16 protein-coding genes are annotated in these 15566 nt (G+C 59.3%); 5 read left to right on the top strand and 11 right to left on the bottom strand.

The annotated features are described in order from the left end of the window. The first annotated feature begins 36 nt into the window (after positions 1-36). Positions 37-1017, top strand: a complete 981-nt coding sequence (gene gnd / locus AC3IX1_RS14800; RefSeq protein ID WP_489384716.1) for a phosphogluconate dehydrogenase (NAD(+)-dependent, decarboxylating) — start codon at positions 37-39, stop codon at positions 1015-1017. Continuing rightward, positions 1014-2528 (top strand): glucose-6-phosphate dehydrogenase, encoded by a 1515-nt coding sequence (gene zwf / locus AC3IX1_RS14795; RefSeq protein WP_489384715.1) that lies wholly within the window; start codon positions 1014-1016, stop codon positions 2526-2528. Before gnd ends, zwf begins: the two co-directional genes overlap by 4 nt. Positions 2529-2629: 101 nt before the next feature. On the opposite strand, the gene nhaB is transcribed toward zwf, so the two are convergent. The 3 genes from nhaB to AC3IX1_RS14780 form a co-directional block, all read right to left on the bottom strand. Further along, complete coding sequence (gene nhaB, locus AC3IX1_RS14790) at positions 2630-4132, bottom strand: sodium/proton antiporter NhaB (RefSeq protein WP_489384714.1); 1503 nt, start codon at positions 4130-4132, stop codon at positions 2630-2632. A 78-nt stretch (positions 4133-4210) separates the two neighbouring features. After that, on the bottom strand, positions 4211-5500 hold the full coding sequence (locus tag AC3IX1_RS14785; protein ID WP_489384713.1) for an NHL repeat-containing protein: 1290 nt from the start codon (positions 5498-5500) through the stop codon (positions 4211-4213). 284 nt (positions 5501-5784) lie between these two features. Further along, entirely contained in the window at positions 5785-6051 is a 267-nt protein-coding gene (locus tag AC3IX1_RS14780; RefSeq protein WP_007970062.1) for a hypothetical protein, read from the bottom strand. A gap of 342 nt (positions 6052-6393) precedes the next feature. Here AC3IX1_RS14780 and AC3IX1_RS14775 point away from each other — a divergent pair, with 342 nt between their 5' ends. Then, a complete protein-coding gene (locus AC3IX1_RS14775; protein WP_489384712.1) occupies positions 6394-7719 on the top strand; it encodes a sigma-54 dependent transcriptional regulator in 1326 nt (441 codons plus the stop codon). Positions 7720-7773: 54 nt separating this feature from the next. Here the strand turns inward: AC3IX1_RS14775 and fapF are convergent, their stop codons facing one another. The 8 genes from fapF to pnuC all read right to left on the bottom strand — a co-directional run bounded on the left by fapF (position 7774) and on the right by pnuC (position 14011). Then, positions 7774-9045 carry a fibril amyloid transporter FapF gene (gene fapF / locus AC3IX1_RS14770; protein ID WP_489384711.1) on the bottom strand — a complete coding sequence of 424 codons (1272 nt, stop codon included), beginning with the start codon at positions 9043-9045 and terminating at the stop codon, positions 7774-7776. 46 nt (positions 9046-9091) lie between these two features. Then, on the bottom strand, positions 9092-9853 hold the full coding sequence (gene fapE / locus AC3IX1_RS14765) for a fibril amyloid subunit FapE (RefSeq protein WP_489384710.1): 762 nt from the start codon (positions 9851-9853) through the stop codon (positions 9092-9094). A 26-nt stretch (positions 9854-9879) separates the two neighbouring features. Next, entirely contained in the window at positions 9880-10560 is a 681-nt protein-coding gene (locus AC3IX1_RS14760) for a C39 family peptidase (RefSeq protein WP_489384709.1), read from the bottom strand. 61 nt (positions 10561-10621) lie between these two features. Beyond that, positions 10622-11488: a heme utilization protein gene (locus AC3IX1_RS14755; RefSeq protein ID WP_489384708.1), complete on the bottom strand. Its 867-nt coding sequence runs from the start codon at positions 11486-11488 to the stop codon at positions 10622-10624. Between the two features lie 64 nt (positions 11489-11552). Further along, a complete protein-coding gene (gene fapB / locus AC3IX1_RS14750) occupies positions 11553-12131 on the bottom strand; it encodes a fibril amyloid subunit FapB (protein WP_489384707.1) in 579 nt (192 codons plus the stop codon). A gap of 1 nt (position 12132) precedes the next feature. Then, positions 12133-12546 (bottom strand): fibril amyloid chaperone protein FapA, encoded by a 414-nt coding sequence (fapA, locus tag AC3IX1_RS14745; protein WP_489388748.1) that lies wholly within the window; start codon positions 12544-12546, stop codon positions 12133-12135. Positions 12547-12926: 380 nt separating this feature from the next. Continuing rightward, a complete protein-coding gene (locus AC3IX1_RS14740) occupies positions 12927-13451 on the bottom strand; it encodes an AAA family ATPase (protein WP_489384706.1) in 525 nt (174 codons plus the stop codon). Further along, positions 13448-14011 (bottom strand): nicotinamide riboside transporter PnuC, encoded by a 564-nt coding sequence (gene pnuC, locus AC3IX1_RS14735; protein WP_489384705.1) that lies wholly within the window; start codon positions 14009-14011, stop codon positions 13448-13450. The genes AC3IX1_RS14740 and pnuC overlap by 4 nt, the downstream gene beginning before the upstream one ends. 295 nt (positions 14012-14306) lie before the next feature. Here pnuC and AC3IX1_RS14730 point away from each other — a divergent pair, with 295 nt between their 5' ends. Both AC3IX1_RS14730 and AC3IX1_RS14725 read left to right on the top strand, forming a co-directional pair. Further along, entirely contained in the window at positions 14307-15137 is an 831-nt protein-coding gene (locus AC3IX1_RS14730) for an undecaprenyl-diphosphate phosphatase (protein WP_489384704.1), read from the top strand. Then, positions 15134-15562, top strand: a complete 429-nt coding sequence (locus AC3IX1_RS14725; protein WP_489384703.1) for a DUF1294 domain-containing protein — start codon at positions 15134-15136, stop codon at positions 15560-15562. Before AC3IX1_RS14730 ends, AC3IX1_RS14725 begins: the two co-directional genes overlap by 4 nt. Positions 15563-15566 lie beyond the last annotated feature (4 nt).

Below are 15566 nucleotides of genomic sequence, written 5' to 3'. Positions count from 1 at the left end.
TGACACACTTTTATTTGTAGTAGGGAGCATCAGCACATGCAACTCGGGATTATTGGACTGGGCCGCATGGGCGGCAATATTGCGCGGCGCCTGATGCTCAACGGGCACACCACCGTTGTTTACGATCGCAATACCGCCTTTGTCGAAGCCCTGGCCACAGAGGGTTCCACGGGCGTCACCGATCTGCCGGCGCTGGTCGCCGGCCTGGCCAGGCCGCGTGCGGTCTGGGTCATGCTGCCGGCCGGCGCGCCGACCGAAGAAACCATCGACACCCTGAGCACCTTGCTCGAAGCCGGCGACACCATCATCGACGGCGGCAACACCTTCTATAAGGACGATATCCGCCGGGCGAAGACCCTGTCGGAAAAAGGCCTGCACTACATCGACGTCGGCACGTCCGGCGGTGTCTGGGGCCTGGAACGCGGTTACTGCATGATGATCGGCGGCGATGCCGAGACCGTCAAACGCCTCGACCCGCTGTTCGCAACCCTGGCCCCGGGCCTGGGCGACATCCCGCGCACCAAGGACCGCAAGTCCGACGACGATCGTGCCGAGCGTGGCTACATTCACGCCGGTCCCGCCGGTGCCGGGCATTTCGTGAAGATGATCCACAACGGCATCGAGTACGGAATGATGCAGGCGTTTGCAGAAGGCTTCGACATCCTCAAGACAAAAAACAGCGAGAGCCTGCCGCAAGACCAGCGTTTCGACCTGAACGTCGCCGACATCGCCGAAGTGTGGCGTCGTGGCAGCGTGGTGTCCTCGTGGTTGCTGGACCTGACGGCCGACGCCCTGGCCAGCGATCCGAAACTCGACGGTTTCTCCGGGTCCGTGGCCGACAGCGGTGAAGGGCAATGGACCATCGAAGCCGCCATGGAACAAGCGGTGCCGGTGCCGGTGCTGTCGAACTCGCTGTTCTCCCGCTACCGTTCCCGTGGGCAAGGCACCTTTGGCGACAAGGTTCTCTCGGCCCAGCGCTTCGGCTTCGGCGGACACGTGGAGACCTCGAAAAAATGACCCATGCGATCCGCAGGAAATCCAAGGCTGAGCCCGCTCCACCGACGACGCTGTTTCTGTTTGGCGCCCACGGCGACCTGGTCAAGCGTCTGTTGGTACCGGCGCTGTATAACCTCAAGCGCAACGGGTTACTCGGGGATGGACTGCGGATCATCGGCGTTGACCACAACGCCATCAGCGATGAAGGCTTTGCGCAAAAGCTCGAAGAGTTCATTCGAAACGAGATGGCTGGCAAGGGTGACCACACCCTTGATCCAGCGGTCTGGTCCAGACTCGCCAAAGGCATCAGCTACGTCCAGGGCGATTTCCTGGACGACAGCACTTATCAAGCGCTGGCGGCGAAAATCGCCGACAGTGGTACCGGCAATGCGGTGTTCTACCTGGCCACCGCGCCGCGTTTCTTCAGTGAAGTGGCACGTCGCCTCGGTGCCGCCGGTTTGCTGGAGGAAACTCCCGAGGCGTTCAGGAGGGTGGTGATCGAAAAGCCCTTCGGCTCCGACCTGCAAACGGCCGAGGCTTTGAACGCCTGCCTGCTCAAGGTGATGACGGAAAAGCAGATCTACCGGATCGACCATTACCTGGGCAAGGAGACCGTGCAGAACATCCTGGTCAGCCGCTTCTCCAACAGCCTGTTCGAAGCGTTCTGGAACAATCACTACATCGACCACGTGCAGATCACCGCCGCCGAAACCGTCGGCGTGGAAACCCGTGGCAGTTTCTACGAGCACACCGGCGCCCTGCGCGACATGGTGCCCAATCACCTGTTCCAGTTGCTGGCGATGGTGGCGATGGAGCCGCCCGCGGCGTTTGGCGCCGATGCGGTGCGCGGCGAGAAGGCCAAGGTCGTTGGCGCGATCCGTCCATGGACAGTCGAGGAGGCCCACGCCAACTCGGTGCGCGGCCAATACACCGCGGGTGAGATCGATGGCAAGGCGCTGCCGGGCTATCGCCAAGAAGACAAGGTCGCGCCCGACAGCAACACCGAAACCTATGTGGCCCTCAAGGTCATGATCGACAACTGGCGTTGGGTCGGCGTGCCGTTCTACCTGCGCACCGGCAAGCGCATGAGCGTGCGTGACACCGAGATCGTCATCTGTTTCAAGCCGGCGCCCTATGCGCAGTTCCGTGATACCGAGGTCGACGAATTGCAGCCGACCTATCTGCGCATTCAGATCCAGCCGAACGAAGGCATGTGGTTCGACCTGTTGGCCAAACGGCCCGGTCAGGCCTTGAAGATGGACAACATCGAGTTGGGGTTTGCCTACAAGGACTTCTTCGAGATGCAGCCGTCCACCGGCTACGAAACCCTGATCTACGATTGCCTGACCGGCGACCAGACGCTGTTCCAGCGCGCCGACAACATCGAAAACGGCTGGCGTGCGGTGCAGCCGTTCCTGGATGCCTGGCAGCAGGATTCCAGCGTGCAGAGCTATGCCGCCGGGGAAAACGGCCCCAAGGCCGGCGAAGAACTGCTCACCCGTGACGGTCGCGTCTGGCACCGCCTCGGATAATGTGGGAGCGAGCTTGCTCGCGATGGCGGCGGCACATTCAACATCCTTGTGTCTGACAGACCGCTATCGCGAGCAAGCTCGCTCCCACAGGGTCGGTGGTGTCAGAGCCAGTAGCTCACCGCATACCACCCGAGCAAGCCCATCACCACGGTGTACGGCAACGCCATCCAGACCATCCGCCCGTAAGACAGGCGCACCAGCGGTGCGATCGCCGAGGTCAGCAGGAACAGGAATGCCGCTTGGCCATTCGGTGTTGCCACGCTCGGCAGGTTGGTGCCGGTATTGATCGCTATGGCCAGTGTCTCGAAATGCTCACGGGTCATCTCACCCGCCATGAACGCGCGCTTCACTTCGGTGATGTAAATGGTTGCCACGAATACGTTGTCGCTGATGGCGGACAACAGGCCGTTGGCAATGAACAGCATGCCCGGTTGCTGGTCTGCCGGCAGCGTCAGCACCCAGTGGATCAGCGGGGCGAACAGTTGCTGATCGTGAATCACCGCGACCACGGCGAAAAACACCACCAGCAATGAGGTGAACGGCATGGCGTCCTTGAATGCGGTGCCCAGGCGGTGTTCGTCGGTGATGCCGGTAAAGGCGGTGATCAGCACGATCACCATCAAGCCGATCAAGCCCACTTCGGCGATGTGAAACGCCAGCGCGGCAATCAGAATCAATGCGGCAAAGCCTTGCACCAGAAGCGCTGCACGTTGGCGTGCGGTGCGCTCGGCGTTGTCTTCGGCGGCGTAGTTGGCCAGCACCGCACGGACGTTATCCGGCAGCAGCGTGCCGTAGCCGAACCAGCGCAGTTTTTCCAGCAGGACGCATGTCACCAGCCCGGCAACCAGTACCGGCAGGGATACCGGCGCTACCTGGGTAAAGAACTCGGCGAAGTGCCAGCCCATTTCATGGCCGATCAACAGGTTCTGCGGTTCGCCAACCAGCGTACAGACACCGCCCAGCGCGGTGCCCACGGCGCCGTGCATCAGCAGGCTGCGCAGGAAGGCGCGGAACTGTTCCAGATCACCCTGATGCAGGGTGGGCAGATGTTTGTCGTCGCTGAACTCGCTGTCCTGACGTGGATCGTTGCCCGAGGCAACGCGGTGATACACCGAGTAAAAGCCTACGGCGGCACTGATGATCACAGCGGTCACGGTCAAGGCATCGAGGAACGCCGACAGAAAGGCCGACAGAAAGCAGAACATCAGGGCCAGCAGTGCCTTGGAGCGGACCCCGAGCAGCAGGCGCGAGAACAGGTACAGCAACAGGTCCTTCATGAAATAGATACCGGCCACCATGAACATCAGCAGCAGGATCACCGGGAAGTTGTGCAGCAACTCGTCGTACAGAGCCTGGGGCGTGGTCATCTTCAGCAGCAGGGCTTCAATCATCAGCAGGCCGCCGGGCATCAGCGGATAGCATTTGAGCGCCATGGCCAGGGTGAAGATGAACTCCAGCACCAACAGCCAGCCGGCAGCCACCGGGCCTGCGGTCCAGAGCACCAGGGCATTGAGGATGAGGAAACCGACGATGCAGGCCTTGTACCAACGGGGCGAGTGCCCGAGAAAGTTGTGCGCGAACGCCTGGGCCATTGAACCGGACATCGGCTGCTCCTTGTCTTGAGAAGCGCGCAACTTGCCGTAAGCGCGCGCGAAGATCAAGCGCAGGAAAAATGCCGGTGTTTATCCCTGGAAGCGAGCAATGACCGCCTTGTAGTTTCCTTGCAGCGAAAAGCCGCCAACGACGATGTTTCCATTGGCTTGCGCGGCGACACAGGTGGCGGTATCCAGGCTAGGGCCGAGGCGGGTACGCGTGTAGCCGCTGCCTTTGCCGAAACGGCGATCGGGAAGGCCGTTGGGCAGGTATCGCCCGAGAATGAAGTCTGCTTCGACGCCGCCGGTGGTGGCGCCCGCGGTCAGCACAGCGCCATCGGGCTGTAACTGCGCGGCGGTCCACTGGCATCCGCTGTAACCGATTTCCCGGCGCTGCGGGTGTCCTCCGTTGCAATGAGTGTCGGGTCGGCCGTTGCTGTGCATTTTGAATGTCAGGCAGTGCATTGGCTCGCGACTGCTGCCAAAACACAGGACGGAGCCTTCGTTTTGCTGGACCACCTGACTGATCCGTGCGCCATGCCCTTGCGCCTTGAAGGTCATGAATCCATCCACGGCAAAACGGTCGTCGAGGAGCCCGTCCGGGTGATAGCGTGCCAGCAAACCCTCCTCGGGAAAATTGATGGATCCACCGACCAGGATTCGGCCATCACGTTGTACCGTCAGGCTGCCGAGCCAGGTATTCATCAGCAGGTGCCTGACCATCACAAAGCCGCGGCCATTGAACGAGCAGTCCAGCGAGCCTTCGACATCCAGTCGTATCAACATGCCGACGTGATCGGCCAGTTCGAAGTGATGGTTGGCCAGGACCAGAATCCGGCCGTCTTGCTGTACGGCCACATCGCAGGCTTCTGCACCCGGCACGCCAGGAGGCAGCCAGAGATCGCGCATGCCCAGGGACAGACCGCCAGGCAAGCGCACGACACGGCGGCCATTATCGCCAAAGCTTTGCACCAGGCGGCCATCCTGATCCAGCAATGCCAGGGCCGGGAGTGTGCGGTGCGTGTTTTCGTATTGCAGGCCGGCCAGCAGGATATTGCCGTCGGGCAGGATCAGGACCTTGGTGCCCATGGCTTCGAACCCCGGTTCGAATTGCCCGATGACACTGCCTTGTTTGCCGAACGTCAGGTCTGCGCAACCATCCTCCAGCAAGCGGGCCAGGCCAAAGCGACTGCCATCGGCCATGCCGACTTTTGCGGCTACCAGCAAGCGACCTTGCGCATCGATCGCAACGCCATTGGCCAGGCTGAAAAGGCTGTCGGCGAAATAGACCTGGGTTTTGCCGCTGGAGGCAAACGTCGTATCGAGGGCCCCGGCGTAGTTCCGGGTGGCGGGGTAGGCAAAAGCGGACTGGCTTGACATGCACCGCATCTCCTTGCGAGTCGTCCTGATCCAGAAGTTTGGGTGGCGACTTGATGAGGAGAATATTCAATCCCTGAATGAAGGGATGCACAACGGTAAGAACTAACAGACGGAGGGTCGTTGTGTGCCACAACAGTGTCTTTTCGATCCAATGGCGAGCCTGCAAAGTATCAGGCGCATGCAAAGTTAGAATTAAACAGTGTCAAGTAGCGCACGGTCAGAAAAACCTGCGAACTAAAGACAGGAAAAAGGCGCGGATTACCCCGGAGTAATCCGCAAAACGATCAGTGCGGCATCGACCACGACTGCAGTGTGTAACCTTCCTCGCTCAATTCGGCGCGAGCCTGTTCCAGCAGCAGTTCGAGTTGCGCGGGATCGGAATAGGCGCTGCTTGGGATCTGCTTGCGGCCAATGCTGGTGCTGGTGCGGTCGATAACGGTCAGGCTGAGTTCGCCATTACCGTCTTGTGGGGCCCAGGCGACGCATTTGAATGGTTTAAATGCGCGGTCGGCAATCAGAAGTGCTTCGTTGATACGGAGCGGGGCGTTCATGGGGTCTTCTCTCTATATGCCCAATCAAGTGATGTGCCGAAGGTTGGGCTTACCGTTCGGCTGGTTACTTGTACTGATGCCCGCAACCGGGGTTTGGGTCACACACAATCAAAAGAAATTTTCACTTTGTTTCACAAACTCAAGAATGAGCCTGACATTGAAAGCTGAATGAAAGGAAAGAGTCGTTAGGTGACTAACATAATTGCAACTTATAACTGGTTGCATTGCATGCCTATAGTCAAACGGTACAAGCCCCTGTCAAATTCTTGCTAATGTTACAGCCAGGTTCGCCAAATGACTGTTTTTAATAAATTTTCGTAAATTTGGCGCCAAGGAACAGTCATGAGCGATGCGCCTGCCTTACGACGTTTATTAGTGGTGGACCCCTGTGACGATTGCTATCGCCTGCTCCCTGGATTGCGCGATATCGGTTGGGACGTTGACAGCTGCACGCTGGAGAACGCCGCTGACCGAACCTGCGACGTGGGCTTGCTGCGCTTGCAGCCCTATCACCTGGAGCACCCGGACGCTGTCAAAGAGTTGATCAGCCGCAGCGGCACCGAGTGGATAGCCGTACTCAATCAGGAAGTGCTGCGACTGCAAAATGTCGGCGATTTTGTCTGTGAATGGTTTTTTGACTTTCATACCCTGCCATTCGATGTGTCCCGGGTTCAGGTAACACTGGGCCGGGCGTTTGGCATGGCGCGGTTGCGCGGACAAGGTACGGTCCATGTCGACCAGCCCGAGCACGAATTGCTGGGCGACAGCAAACCTGTCCGTGAACTGCGAAAACTCTTGAACAAACTGGCTCCGACCGAATCTCCGGTGTTGATTCGTGGTGAAAGCGGCACTGGCAAGGAACTGGTCGCACGAACCCTGCATCGTCTGTCCCAGCGTCACAGCAAACCCTTTATCGCGATCAATTGTGGGGCGATCCCCGAACACTTGATCCAGTCCGAGCTGTTTGGTCATGAGAAAGGCGCATTTACCGGCGCGCACCAACGCAAGATCGGGCGGATAGAAGCCGCCAACGGTGGCACTCTGTTTCTCGACGAGATCGGTGACCTGCCACTGGAGTTGCAGGCCAACCTGTTGCGGTTCCTCCAGGAAAAACACATCGAGCGGGTCGGCGGCAGTCAGCCGATTGCGGTGGATGTGCGGGTTCTGGCGGCGACGAACGTCGACCTTGAAGCCGCGATCGGGAAGAAACGCTTTCGCGAAGACTTGTATTACCGCTTGAACGTACTGCAAGTGGCGACCGTTCCGCTGCGCGAGCGCTATGGCGACCTGGCGGTGCTGGCCAACCACTTCTCCCATTTCTACAGCCGTGAAACCGGGCGCCGCCCACGCAGTTTCAGCGAAGACGCGTTGATTGCCATGGGCAAGCACGACTGGCCAGGCAATGTTCGCGAACTGGCCAACCGCGTTCGTCGCGGGCTGGTGTTGGCCGAAGGCCGGCAGATCGAGGCCCGTGATCTGGGGTTGATCAGTCAGCATACGATCGCCGCGCCGATGGGCACCCTCGAAGAATACAAGTCCCGGGCCGAACGCCAGGCGTTGTGCGATGTATTGAATCGCCACAGCGATAACCTGAGTGTCGCTGCCAAAGTATTGGGTGTGTCGCGACCGACCTTCTACCGGTTGTTGCACAAGCACCAGATCCGCTGAACCCCGGCCGCAAACCAAAAAACCGTTGCGATTGCAGCGGTTTTTTTGTTCGAGTCAGAAGTAGTAAGGGAGTTTCAGGCTGAACTGGAAGTCCGGGGCATCGTCGGTCATGCCGATGGACAGGTTGGGCACGATGGTCAGGTTGTCGGTGGCTGCTATGGTCATGCCGATGTTGAAGTAACCGGCGTTGGCATCGCTGGAGACCACCGATTGCCAATCCCCGCCATCTTCCTTGAGCTTGCTTTTGCGTTGCACCAGGTCGGAGACCGAGAACGACATGCTCATCTTTTCGTTCAAGGCGAAGGCAATACCGGCGCCAATCTGGAAGCTGTCGCCAATGCGAACCTTGCCCGGCGTCTCGACCGCCGGATTGGAACTGATGTCGTCGAAAGACTCTTCCATGTTGTATGTGTAGGACAGGCTGCCGAACAGCACTGCCGGATCGAATGTCTTGACCAGCGAGATCCCCGGCGTAATCGACCAGACGCCGTTACCGGTTGGCAAGGATTCGGGCACGGCCAGGTTTGAGTTATCGGCCACCCGAACCAGCTTGATGCCGAACGGGTCTTTGCCGGTAGGTGCCTTGACGCGCAAGGTCACCACGGCATCCGGCGTGTTGGCGGATTCATCGAGGAACTTGTAGGCGATACCGAAGTTGACGTCGCCAATGGTCGGGTCTTCCTTGACGGTCTCTTCGGTGGTGACGTTTGCGGTGCCGCTATTGCCGCCACCGGACTGGTACGTGGACTCTCGGTAGACCACCGGCACGTTCAGGTCGAACTGCCAGCGATTGTTGAAGTTGTAGCGGCCGGTGAGGTCAAGCGTCCAGGTGTCGGCCTTGATCCGGTCCAGGTTGATGGCGCCCAGGAAGATCGAGTCCAGGGCGAGAAAACCGTTGAGGACCAGTTGGCGGGTATCGTATCGGGAGTACGTTATTCCGGTTTCGAAGCTGAACTTGCCACCGCCGAAGAACCCGCTGGCCTCGTCATACAGGTTCGAAACGCTTTGCGCCGGTTGCGAGTCATTGGCCAGCGATTGACCATACGAGCTGCCGCTGCCCCCGGCGGCGCCCGCTGGATTGCCCTTGAGGTCCGCTGGCGACTTGGCCAGGCGTTTGGGAGGGGGTGAAGCAGGCTGGTCCTCAACCTGGCGGACCCGTTGTTCGAGCACCGCCAAGGCTTTTTGCTGTACTTCGTATCGTTGTTTCAACTCCAGAAGCTCTTGCTTGAGAGCCGCCATTTCCGGGTCAGTTGCTGCCTGCAACATCGCCGCTGGTAGTAGAGCACTCAAGCATGCAACTGCACGCAGTGATACTGATCGGTACATGGAATAAGCCGTCCATTTGTGCCCAATGGTCCAGACTCAGCGTAGTTCAATAGCCCATGGTCCGTAATGCAGCGAGTTGGTTGAGGTTGCAGTCCAATGCACCCGCACTCGGGCCATTATTGTTGAGCACTACGTTGAGTTGAGTCATGTTGTCGACCATATTGCTGCTGCCCAGCAACCGGGTGTTTTGCAGCAACCCGCCTTGGGCGACTTGTTGCAGGCTTGTGCCCTGGTTGTTGTTGGCGGTAATGGCCATCTGAACACCGCCGCTGGTCGCGGATACGGCGACACTGCCTGCGGCATTGCTGGCGGTAATGGTTTGTCCGGCTATCAGCGTCTGGCCCTGGCTCGGCACCAGTGCAGGGGCCGTGTTGGCCTCCTTGACGTTGATGGCGATGTTGTTGTTTGCGCTGTTGTCATCGCCTGCGGCCCGTGTGACCTGGGTTATGCCCCGGGAAGTGCTCAGGGCTGCGCCCCCCGTCACGTGACCGCTGCCCGACCTGGACGAACCGCCATGACCGGATTGCTTGATGGTTGAAACATAGAACTCGGGTTTGACCGTTGCAGCTTGAAGCTGCATCGAGGTGGATGCTCCGATCAGGTCACCGCTGGCATTGCGCCAGGTACTGCTCATGACAACACCGAAGCTGATGACCCGCCCCGGCATCACATACCGGCCACGCAACTCGGCCAGTTCCTGGTCCTTGATTTCGATGGGTCTGAACTCTTCAGCAAAACCTGAAGTGGTCGCTGCCAGACAGGCAGCGACCACCCAATACGAGGTTTTCATTTGCTGCTCCCGGAGCATCCTGCCCCCTATCATCTTGTAGGCGATTAAAAGAAGTCGCTCTGTATGAAACCAAAATCCATCAATTCAGCATCTTTGACCGGGTTGAAGTTATCCATCTTGTTCTTGGCTGTCAGCGGTTCCGGTGGACTGCGTAACGCATTGGTCTTGTCGTAACCGGGACCGACGATAGCGAAAATGATGCCATTCCAGCCTTTGACAAAGTCATCATGGGCGTAGCGTTTGTGACCGAGTACCGGGTCGCCGATATAGACCCAGTTCTTGTCCGCCCGCTGCAACACCACGAAGTGCTTGTAGCCGCGAATTTCCATCAATACCACCACCGGAATCGTCACGGCTTCGAGTCTTTCCGGCGGGATCCTGTAGCCCCGGGCGCGCATGCCGATGCGTTCTATGTAGCGCTTCATGTCCAGCATGGAAAAACCCTGGGTACGCACAAGGTCCTGGTCTGCGGTGAGCAGCATGCCCTTGATGATGTGCTCTTCATCGACGTCGAGCCAATAGGCCTGGCGCAGTATCGTTGCCAGCGCGGCGGCGCCGCAGCTGAAATCGGTTTTCTGTTCGACGATGTCGCTGAACTTGCGCTCACGCAAACTCTGTACGTGCTTGTACACCAGCACGCCACCCGGCAGGGCGGCAACCGGCATCTGTGCAGCCTGGGTCAGGCCAGACAGGCAGAGCAGGGCGAAAAGGACAGTCTTACGCATGATCGATACGCCTTGGGACTGTGGAAAAAACCCGTCGCTGGAGCTTCCATTGCAATCGCGATTATTGACAAGACTTGCAGCCCGCGGCGATGGACAGCGAGTTGCTTTGCTGGTTGCCCACACCCGATGACACGTTGACTCCGCCGTTGCCGGAGAAGTTGTTCATCGAGCCCGTTATCGAAGCATTGTTGGTTACAGGGGGTTTCCAGCCTTCTGGCGTCATCACTTGCTGAGTGGTTACGCCCGCCAGACCGATTACACCCACGGTTACGAAATCAGTCTGGGTGCTGTCGTCATGGTTGGCGTTGTTGGTAACGTTCAGCCCGGACGTGCTTTGGTTGGCCGCCGCCGCCGCCAGTGCTACACGCCCGCCGGAAACGGCAATCGCCAGGTTGTTTTTCTGTTGGTTGAACTCGCCGGTGGTCACGTTGATGCCGATGTTGCCGGAACCGCTGTTGCCCGCGTTATTGAGCGTTGTGTTGTTGGTGTTGGAGTGGTTCCTGGCGGTGTTGCCGGTGCTCTTCTGAGTCGCGCTGGAGACGGCGACCGCGGTGCCGAAGATGAAGCTTTCGTCAGCCGTGGCAAGGGCGGCGGCGTTGTCTTGTTGGTTGCCGTTACCGGCTGCAACGTTGGCGCCCATGTTGCCGTTGGAGTTGTTCAGGGAGTTATCGACTCTAGCGTCGTTCCTGGTGTCCCGGTTCAATACGCTGCTGTCACTGCTTTCCTGCGAGTCCATCACGGCGGCCCCGGCGCCTGCTGTAATCTGCAGAATTTGTTCCAGCGTCGGGCCTATAGGCTGATGGTTGTTGCTCTGGCCATCGCTCTGGCCGTTGCCTTGATCATCATCAAGGCTGCCTGCTTGTGCTGCGAATGCCATCACTGCTGCCAGAGCGAAAGCCAGAGGTTTGAGAGCAGTTGTCGGGTTCATGATGTTTCTCCGTGCTCATTAGTTGGTCAGGTGTTGGTACTTCCCTAATCGCACTGTTTCGAGGTCAGTCAGCGACCCGGATGCTCAGGGTGTTAGCCATTCGGTTCCCCACCCCGGCACTCTGGTTCACCTGGATCACTCCCCGGCTGCCGGTGAAGGCCTGGTCGCTTGTCACGACCTGGCGACTGCCGTTTTGGGCGCCAGTTGCTCCAAAGTTCGGCAGCAACGCCACGTTCTGTTGAGAAAGGGCACTATCGTCGATGGCTTGCGGTGCAGCGCTGATGCTGATGCGCATGGCGTTGGCCATCTGGTTGTTCGCCCCGGCGCCCTGGTTGACGCCCAGTACGCCGTTGCCATTACTGAAGGCGGCGCCGCCGATAGTGGCCGTCGCGTCCATCGACGGATTGGCGGGCGTGGTGATTTTCTGCTGCACGCTTGTAGTTGCACCGGCTTGGGTACCCATGGCGATCGCGCGGACGTTGGCCTGCTGCTGCTGATCGCCAGCCGCCTGATTGACGTTGAAGTTGCCGCGGTATTGAGTGCCGGAATCCTGGAGGGTGGCGTTGTTCACCGAACTGACGCCCGAATCGGCCATCACACGGGTGCAGCCGAGCAGGACTAGTAACAGCAGGGATCGACTCATCTCATTGGCCTCCCGCCATTCTGTCCAGTGAACCGAGACCGCTGCTCATGGCGCGGTTGATGGTTCCGGAAATTGCGCTGCCACTGCCACCGCCGTGGCCGACGGACATGCCGGGCATACCGTTGGGGTTGGTGACGGCATTGAGACCTTGCAGGCCACCCAGGCTTTGCCCGTTGTTGTGGCGAAGGGCCGTTCCGGTGGTAACCCCGGCAATGTCGGCGTCGCTGAGTTCGCCGGTGACGCGGGCCGATGGGTTGGCATTGAGGGTATTGGGGTTCGGATCTCTGCCGCCGCTGCGACCGATAGCGGTTGGGTGAATGGTGCGATCAAGCACGATGACGCCGTTGCCGTCGGCTTGAACGTCAAAACTGAAAACCGCGCCTGCAGCGCTCGCGATCAGCAGCAGGCACGTCATGGCTTTTTTATCGAGTATCCCCACGACGGTCTTTCCTTCTCATGTGGGCTGGCCCTGGTCCGCTTTGTGAAGGAGAGAGCGAAAGCTGTGCCGGTTTTTGAATGTCGTGTTGATTCAATGGCTTATGGATATTGTCCGGATAGCCTTTGCCGAGAATGTTTCAAAGGTGAGACGAAACCCTGCGCAGGCAGCCCTTATTTGCGGATAAATCGCTCTGGAACAAGGGTTTCAGCGGCGTTGTATCAATGACTTAACAAATCCGATGATCCAGCGGTGAAGGGCGCTGAAACAGGCGGTTTGAGGCAGGAAGGGTGTTTCAGGATCGGACACTTTTCCCCAGGGACAGGGGGGGTGGTGGGGAAATTGCCCCAAAAGGCCGGTCAGGCACCGAGCAATCGGGCCACGGCGTTCAGTGCCAGGGATCGGCGTTCTGTCCAATCTCCGTGCAGTACTTGAACCGGTTGTGCGTGGCGCTCGAGCCAGGCCAGGGTCTGCTCGAAAAATGCCTGGCGCTCACTCAATCGGGGCTGGCAGCGCTGGCCATCATCCGTCCATTCGACGTGTTCCGGCGACAGCAGCAAGTGCAAGTCGTAATGCCGGGCCAGTAGCGCTTGTTCGATCCAGGCGGGGCAGTCGCCAAACAGGGTCTGGCTCCAGAGGATATTGCTCAGCAGGTGTGTGTCGAGGATCAGCAAGGACGGTTGTTGCGCCCGCGCCTCGTCTTCCCATGCCAATTGACCGCGGGCGATGTCAGGAATGTCGGCCAGGGTGGTGTCCCGCGGATTCTGCTCAATGAACCAGCGCACATACTCGTCGACCAGAACCCCGCCGAAACGCTGTTGCAACTCGGCCGCCAGCCAGCTTTTACCGCTGGATTCAGGGCCTGTAAGCACCAGGACTTTCATGCGCGCAACGCCGGATCGGCGCGCCATTGGCGCCAGCCGAATACGGCAATAACGGTGAACAACCCGTACAGGGTGGCGGTCAGGTACAGGCCTTTATAGATGAACAACCCTACGAAAATCACATCCAGGGCTATCCACAGCGGCCAGCACTGGACACGTTTTTGCGCCATCCAGACCTGCGCCACCAGGCTGAATCCGGTCAGCGCGGCATCGAGCCAGGGTTGCGCGGCGTCGGTCCAGTGGGCCATGGCCGCCCCCAGCAAAAGACTGCCGAGTGCGCCGATGGCAAGGCTCAACGCCACGGAACGGGAATCGAGCCAACTGACTTCGCGGCCATGGGCCGTTTCGCCAGCCCTTGTCCACTGCCACCAGCCGTAAAGCTGCAAGGCGGCATAGACCACTTGCAGCAACATGTCCGAATACAGCTTCACCTCAAAAAAGATCCAGCTATACAGCAGCACCATGACCAGGCCGATGGGCCAGCACCAGGGGTTCTGTTTGACCGTCAGCCAGACGGCAATGACACCGAGGGCGGCGGCAAACAGTTCAAGCCCGGACATGGAGGTTCCTTGGTGAAATCGAAGAGGGGGCCGATTGTAACCGGATTGGCGTCGGGAATCCCGTGGCGCAGGGTGGGCTTCATTGGTACGCGATAACGCGGCAGCGCCAATCGGACTTGTCTGATAGGATTTCGGCCCCGCGCGGGTAAACCCGGATCAGGATTGTTTTTTCACAGGATTTTGACGGTTTCGTGGTGATCCTTGATGCGCGGGGCTTCAGCTACGCTGATCGCAATTCAAGCTTTGGAAAAATACTAACGGGGCATGCCGGCGCGCATAGCCTTTTGGGGGATTGATGGATCTTTGGACCGCCTTTCAGGCATTGATACTTGGGGTTGTAGAAGGGCTGACCGAGTTCCTGCCCATTTCCAGTACCGGCCACCAGATCATCGTGGCAGACATGCTCGGCTTCGGGGGCGAGCGGGCGATGGCGTTCAACATCATTATCCAGCTGGGTGCCATCCTGGCGGTGGTATGGGAGTTTCGACGCAAGATCTTCGATGTGGTCATCGGCCTGCCGACCCAGCCGAGCGCTCGGCGGTTTACCGCGAACCTGTTGATTGCGTTCTTGCCGGCCGTGGTGCTGGGCGTGATCTTCGCCGACATGATCCACGAGTACCTGTTCAATCCGATCACCGTGGCAACGGCGCTGGTCGTGGGCGGGTTCGTCATGTTGTGGGCCGAGCGCCGGCAGCATGAAGTCCACGCCGAAACGGTGGATGACATTACCTGGAAAGATGCCCTGAAAGTCGGCTTCGCCCAATGCCTGGCCATGATTCCGGGCACTTCGCGTTCGGGCTCGACGATCATCGGCGGGTTACTGTTCGGCCTGTCGCGCAAGACCGCTACCGAGTTTTCGTTCTTCCTGGCGATGCCGACCATGGTCGGCGCAGCGGTGTACTCGGGCTATAAATACCGTCACCTGTTTGTTCCGTCCGATTTCCCGGTGTTCGCGATCGGCTTCGTCACGGCGTTCGTCTTCGCGATGATCGCGGTCCGCGGGCTGCTCAAGTTCATCGCCAACCACAGCTATGCGGCGTTTGCCTGGTATCGCATTGTGTTCGGTCTGATCATCCTGGCGACCTGGCAGTTCGGCTGGGTCGACTGGAGCGCGGTCAAGCCGTGAGTGACTCAAGCTCGCGCAATAACCCCGGGCGCCAGCCCGGGGGACAGATCCGTCATCCACGGCTGAAGTGGCTGGTGTTTGCAATCCTGTGCGCGTTGCCGGTGTCGGGTTCGGTGTCGTCATGGCTGCACGGGGTGTCGTTGATTCCCCTGGCGGCCTACGGCATCGTCAGCGTCGTGACGTTTTTTCTGTACTGGAGCGACAAGCGCAAGGCCCGCGCCGAGCAATGGCGTACGCCGGAGAATGTCCTGCATGCGCTGGAGCTCGCCGGTGGCTGGCCCGGCGCCTTGCTGGCCCAGCAAGCGTTTCGGCACAAAACCCGCAAAGTTTCCTACCAGTTGGTGTTCTGGGTCATCGTGCTAATGCATCAGGTGTTCTGGATCGATCACCTGTTCCTCGGCGCACACCTGTTCGCCTTGTTCTGATAAA

It is taken from the genome of Pseudomonas sp. KH_046_2 (assembly GCF_057838985.1).
The sequence above is the reverse complement of the archived record's forward strand: the minus strand, read 5'-3'. Positions and strand labels throughout refer to the sequence as shown.

Coding starts and splice junctions, on each gene's coding strand:
- gnd (WP_489384716.1), top strand. CDS start 37: ATGCAACTCGGGATTATTGGACTGGGCCGCATGGGCGGCAATATTGCG.
- zwf (WP_489384715.1), top strand. CDS start 1,014: ATGACCCATGCGATCCGCAGGAAATCCAAGGCTGAGCCCGCTCCACCG.
- nhaB (WP_489384714.1), bottom strand. CDS start 4,132: ATGTCCGGTTCAATGGCCCAGGCGTTCGCGCACAACTTTCTCGGGCAC.
- AC3IX1_RS14785 (WP_489384713.1), bottom strand. CDS start 5,500: ATGTCAAGCCAGTCCGCTTTTGCCTACCCCGCCACCCGGAACTACGCC.
- AC3IX1_RS14780 (WP_007970062.1), bottom strand. CDS start 6,051: ATGAACGCCCCGCTCCGTATCAACGAAGCACTTCTGATTGCCGACCGC.
- AC3IX1_RS14775 (WP_489384712.1), top strand. CDS start 6,394: ATGAGCGATGCGCCTGCCTTACGACGTTTATTAGTGGTGGACCCCTGT.
- fapF (WP_489384711.1), bottom strand. CDS start 9,045: ATGTACCGATCAGTATCACTGCGTGCAGTTGCATGCTTGAGTGCTCTA.
- fapE (WP_489384710.1), bottom strand. CDS start 9,853: ATGCTCCGGGAGCAGCAAATGAAAACCTCGTATTGGGTGGTCGCTGCC.
- AC3IX1_RS14760 (WP_489384709.1), bottom strand. CDS start 10,560: ATGCGTAAGACTGTCCTTTTCGCCCTGCTCTGCCTGTCTGGCCTGACC.
- AC3IX1_RS14755 (WP_489384708.1), bottom strand. CDS start 11,488: ATGAACCCGACAACTGCTCTCAAACCTCTGGCTTTCGCTCTGGCAGCA.
- fapB (WP_489384707.1), bottom strand. CDS start 12,131: ATGAGTCGATCCCTGCTGTTACTAGTCCTGCTCGGCTGCACCCGTGTG.
- fapA (WP_489388748.1), bottom strand. CDS start 12,546: ATGACGTGCCTGCTGCTGATCGCGAGCGCTGCAGGCGCGGTTTTCAGT.
- AC3IX1_RS14740 (WP_489384706.1), bottom strand. CDS start 13,451: ATGAAAGTCCTGGTGCTTACAGGCCCTGAATCCAGCGGTAAAAGCTGG.
- pnuC (WP_489384705.1), bottom strand. CDS start 14,011: ATGTCCGGGCTTGAACTGTTTGCCGCCGCCCTCGGTGTCATTGCCGTC.
- AC3IX1_RS14730 (WP_489384704.1), top strand. CDS start 14,307: ATGGATCTTTGGACCGCCTTTCAGGCATTGATACTTGGGGTTGTAGAA.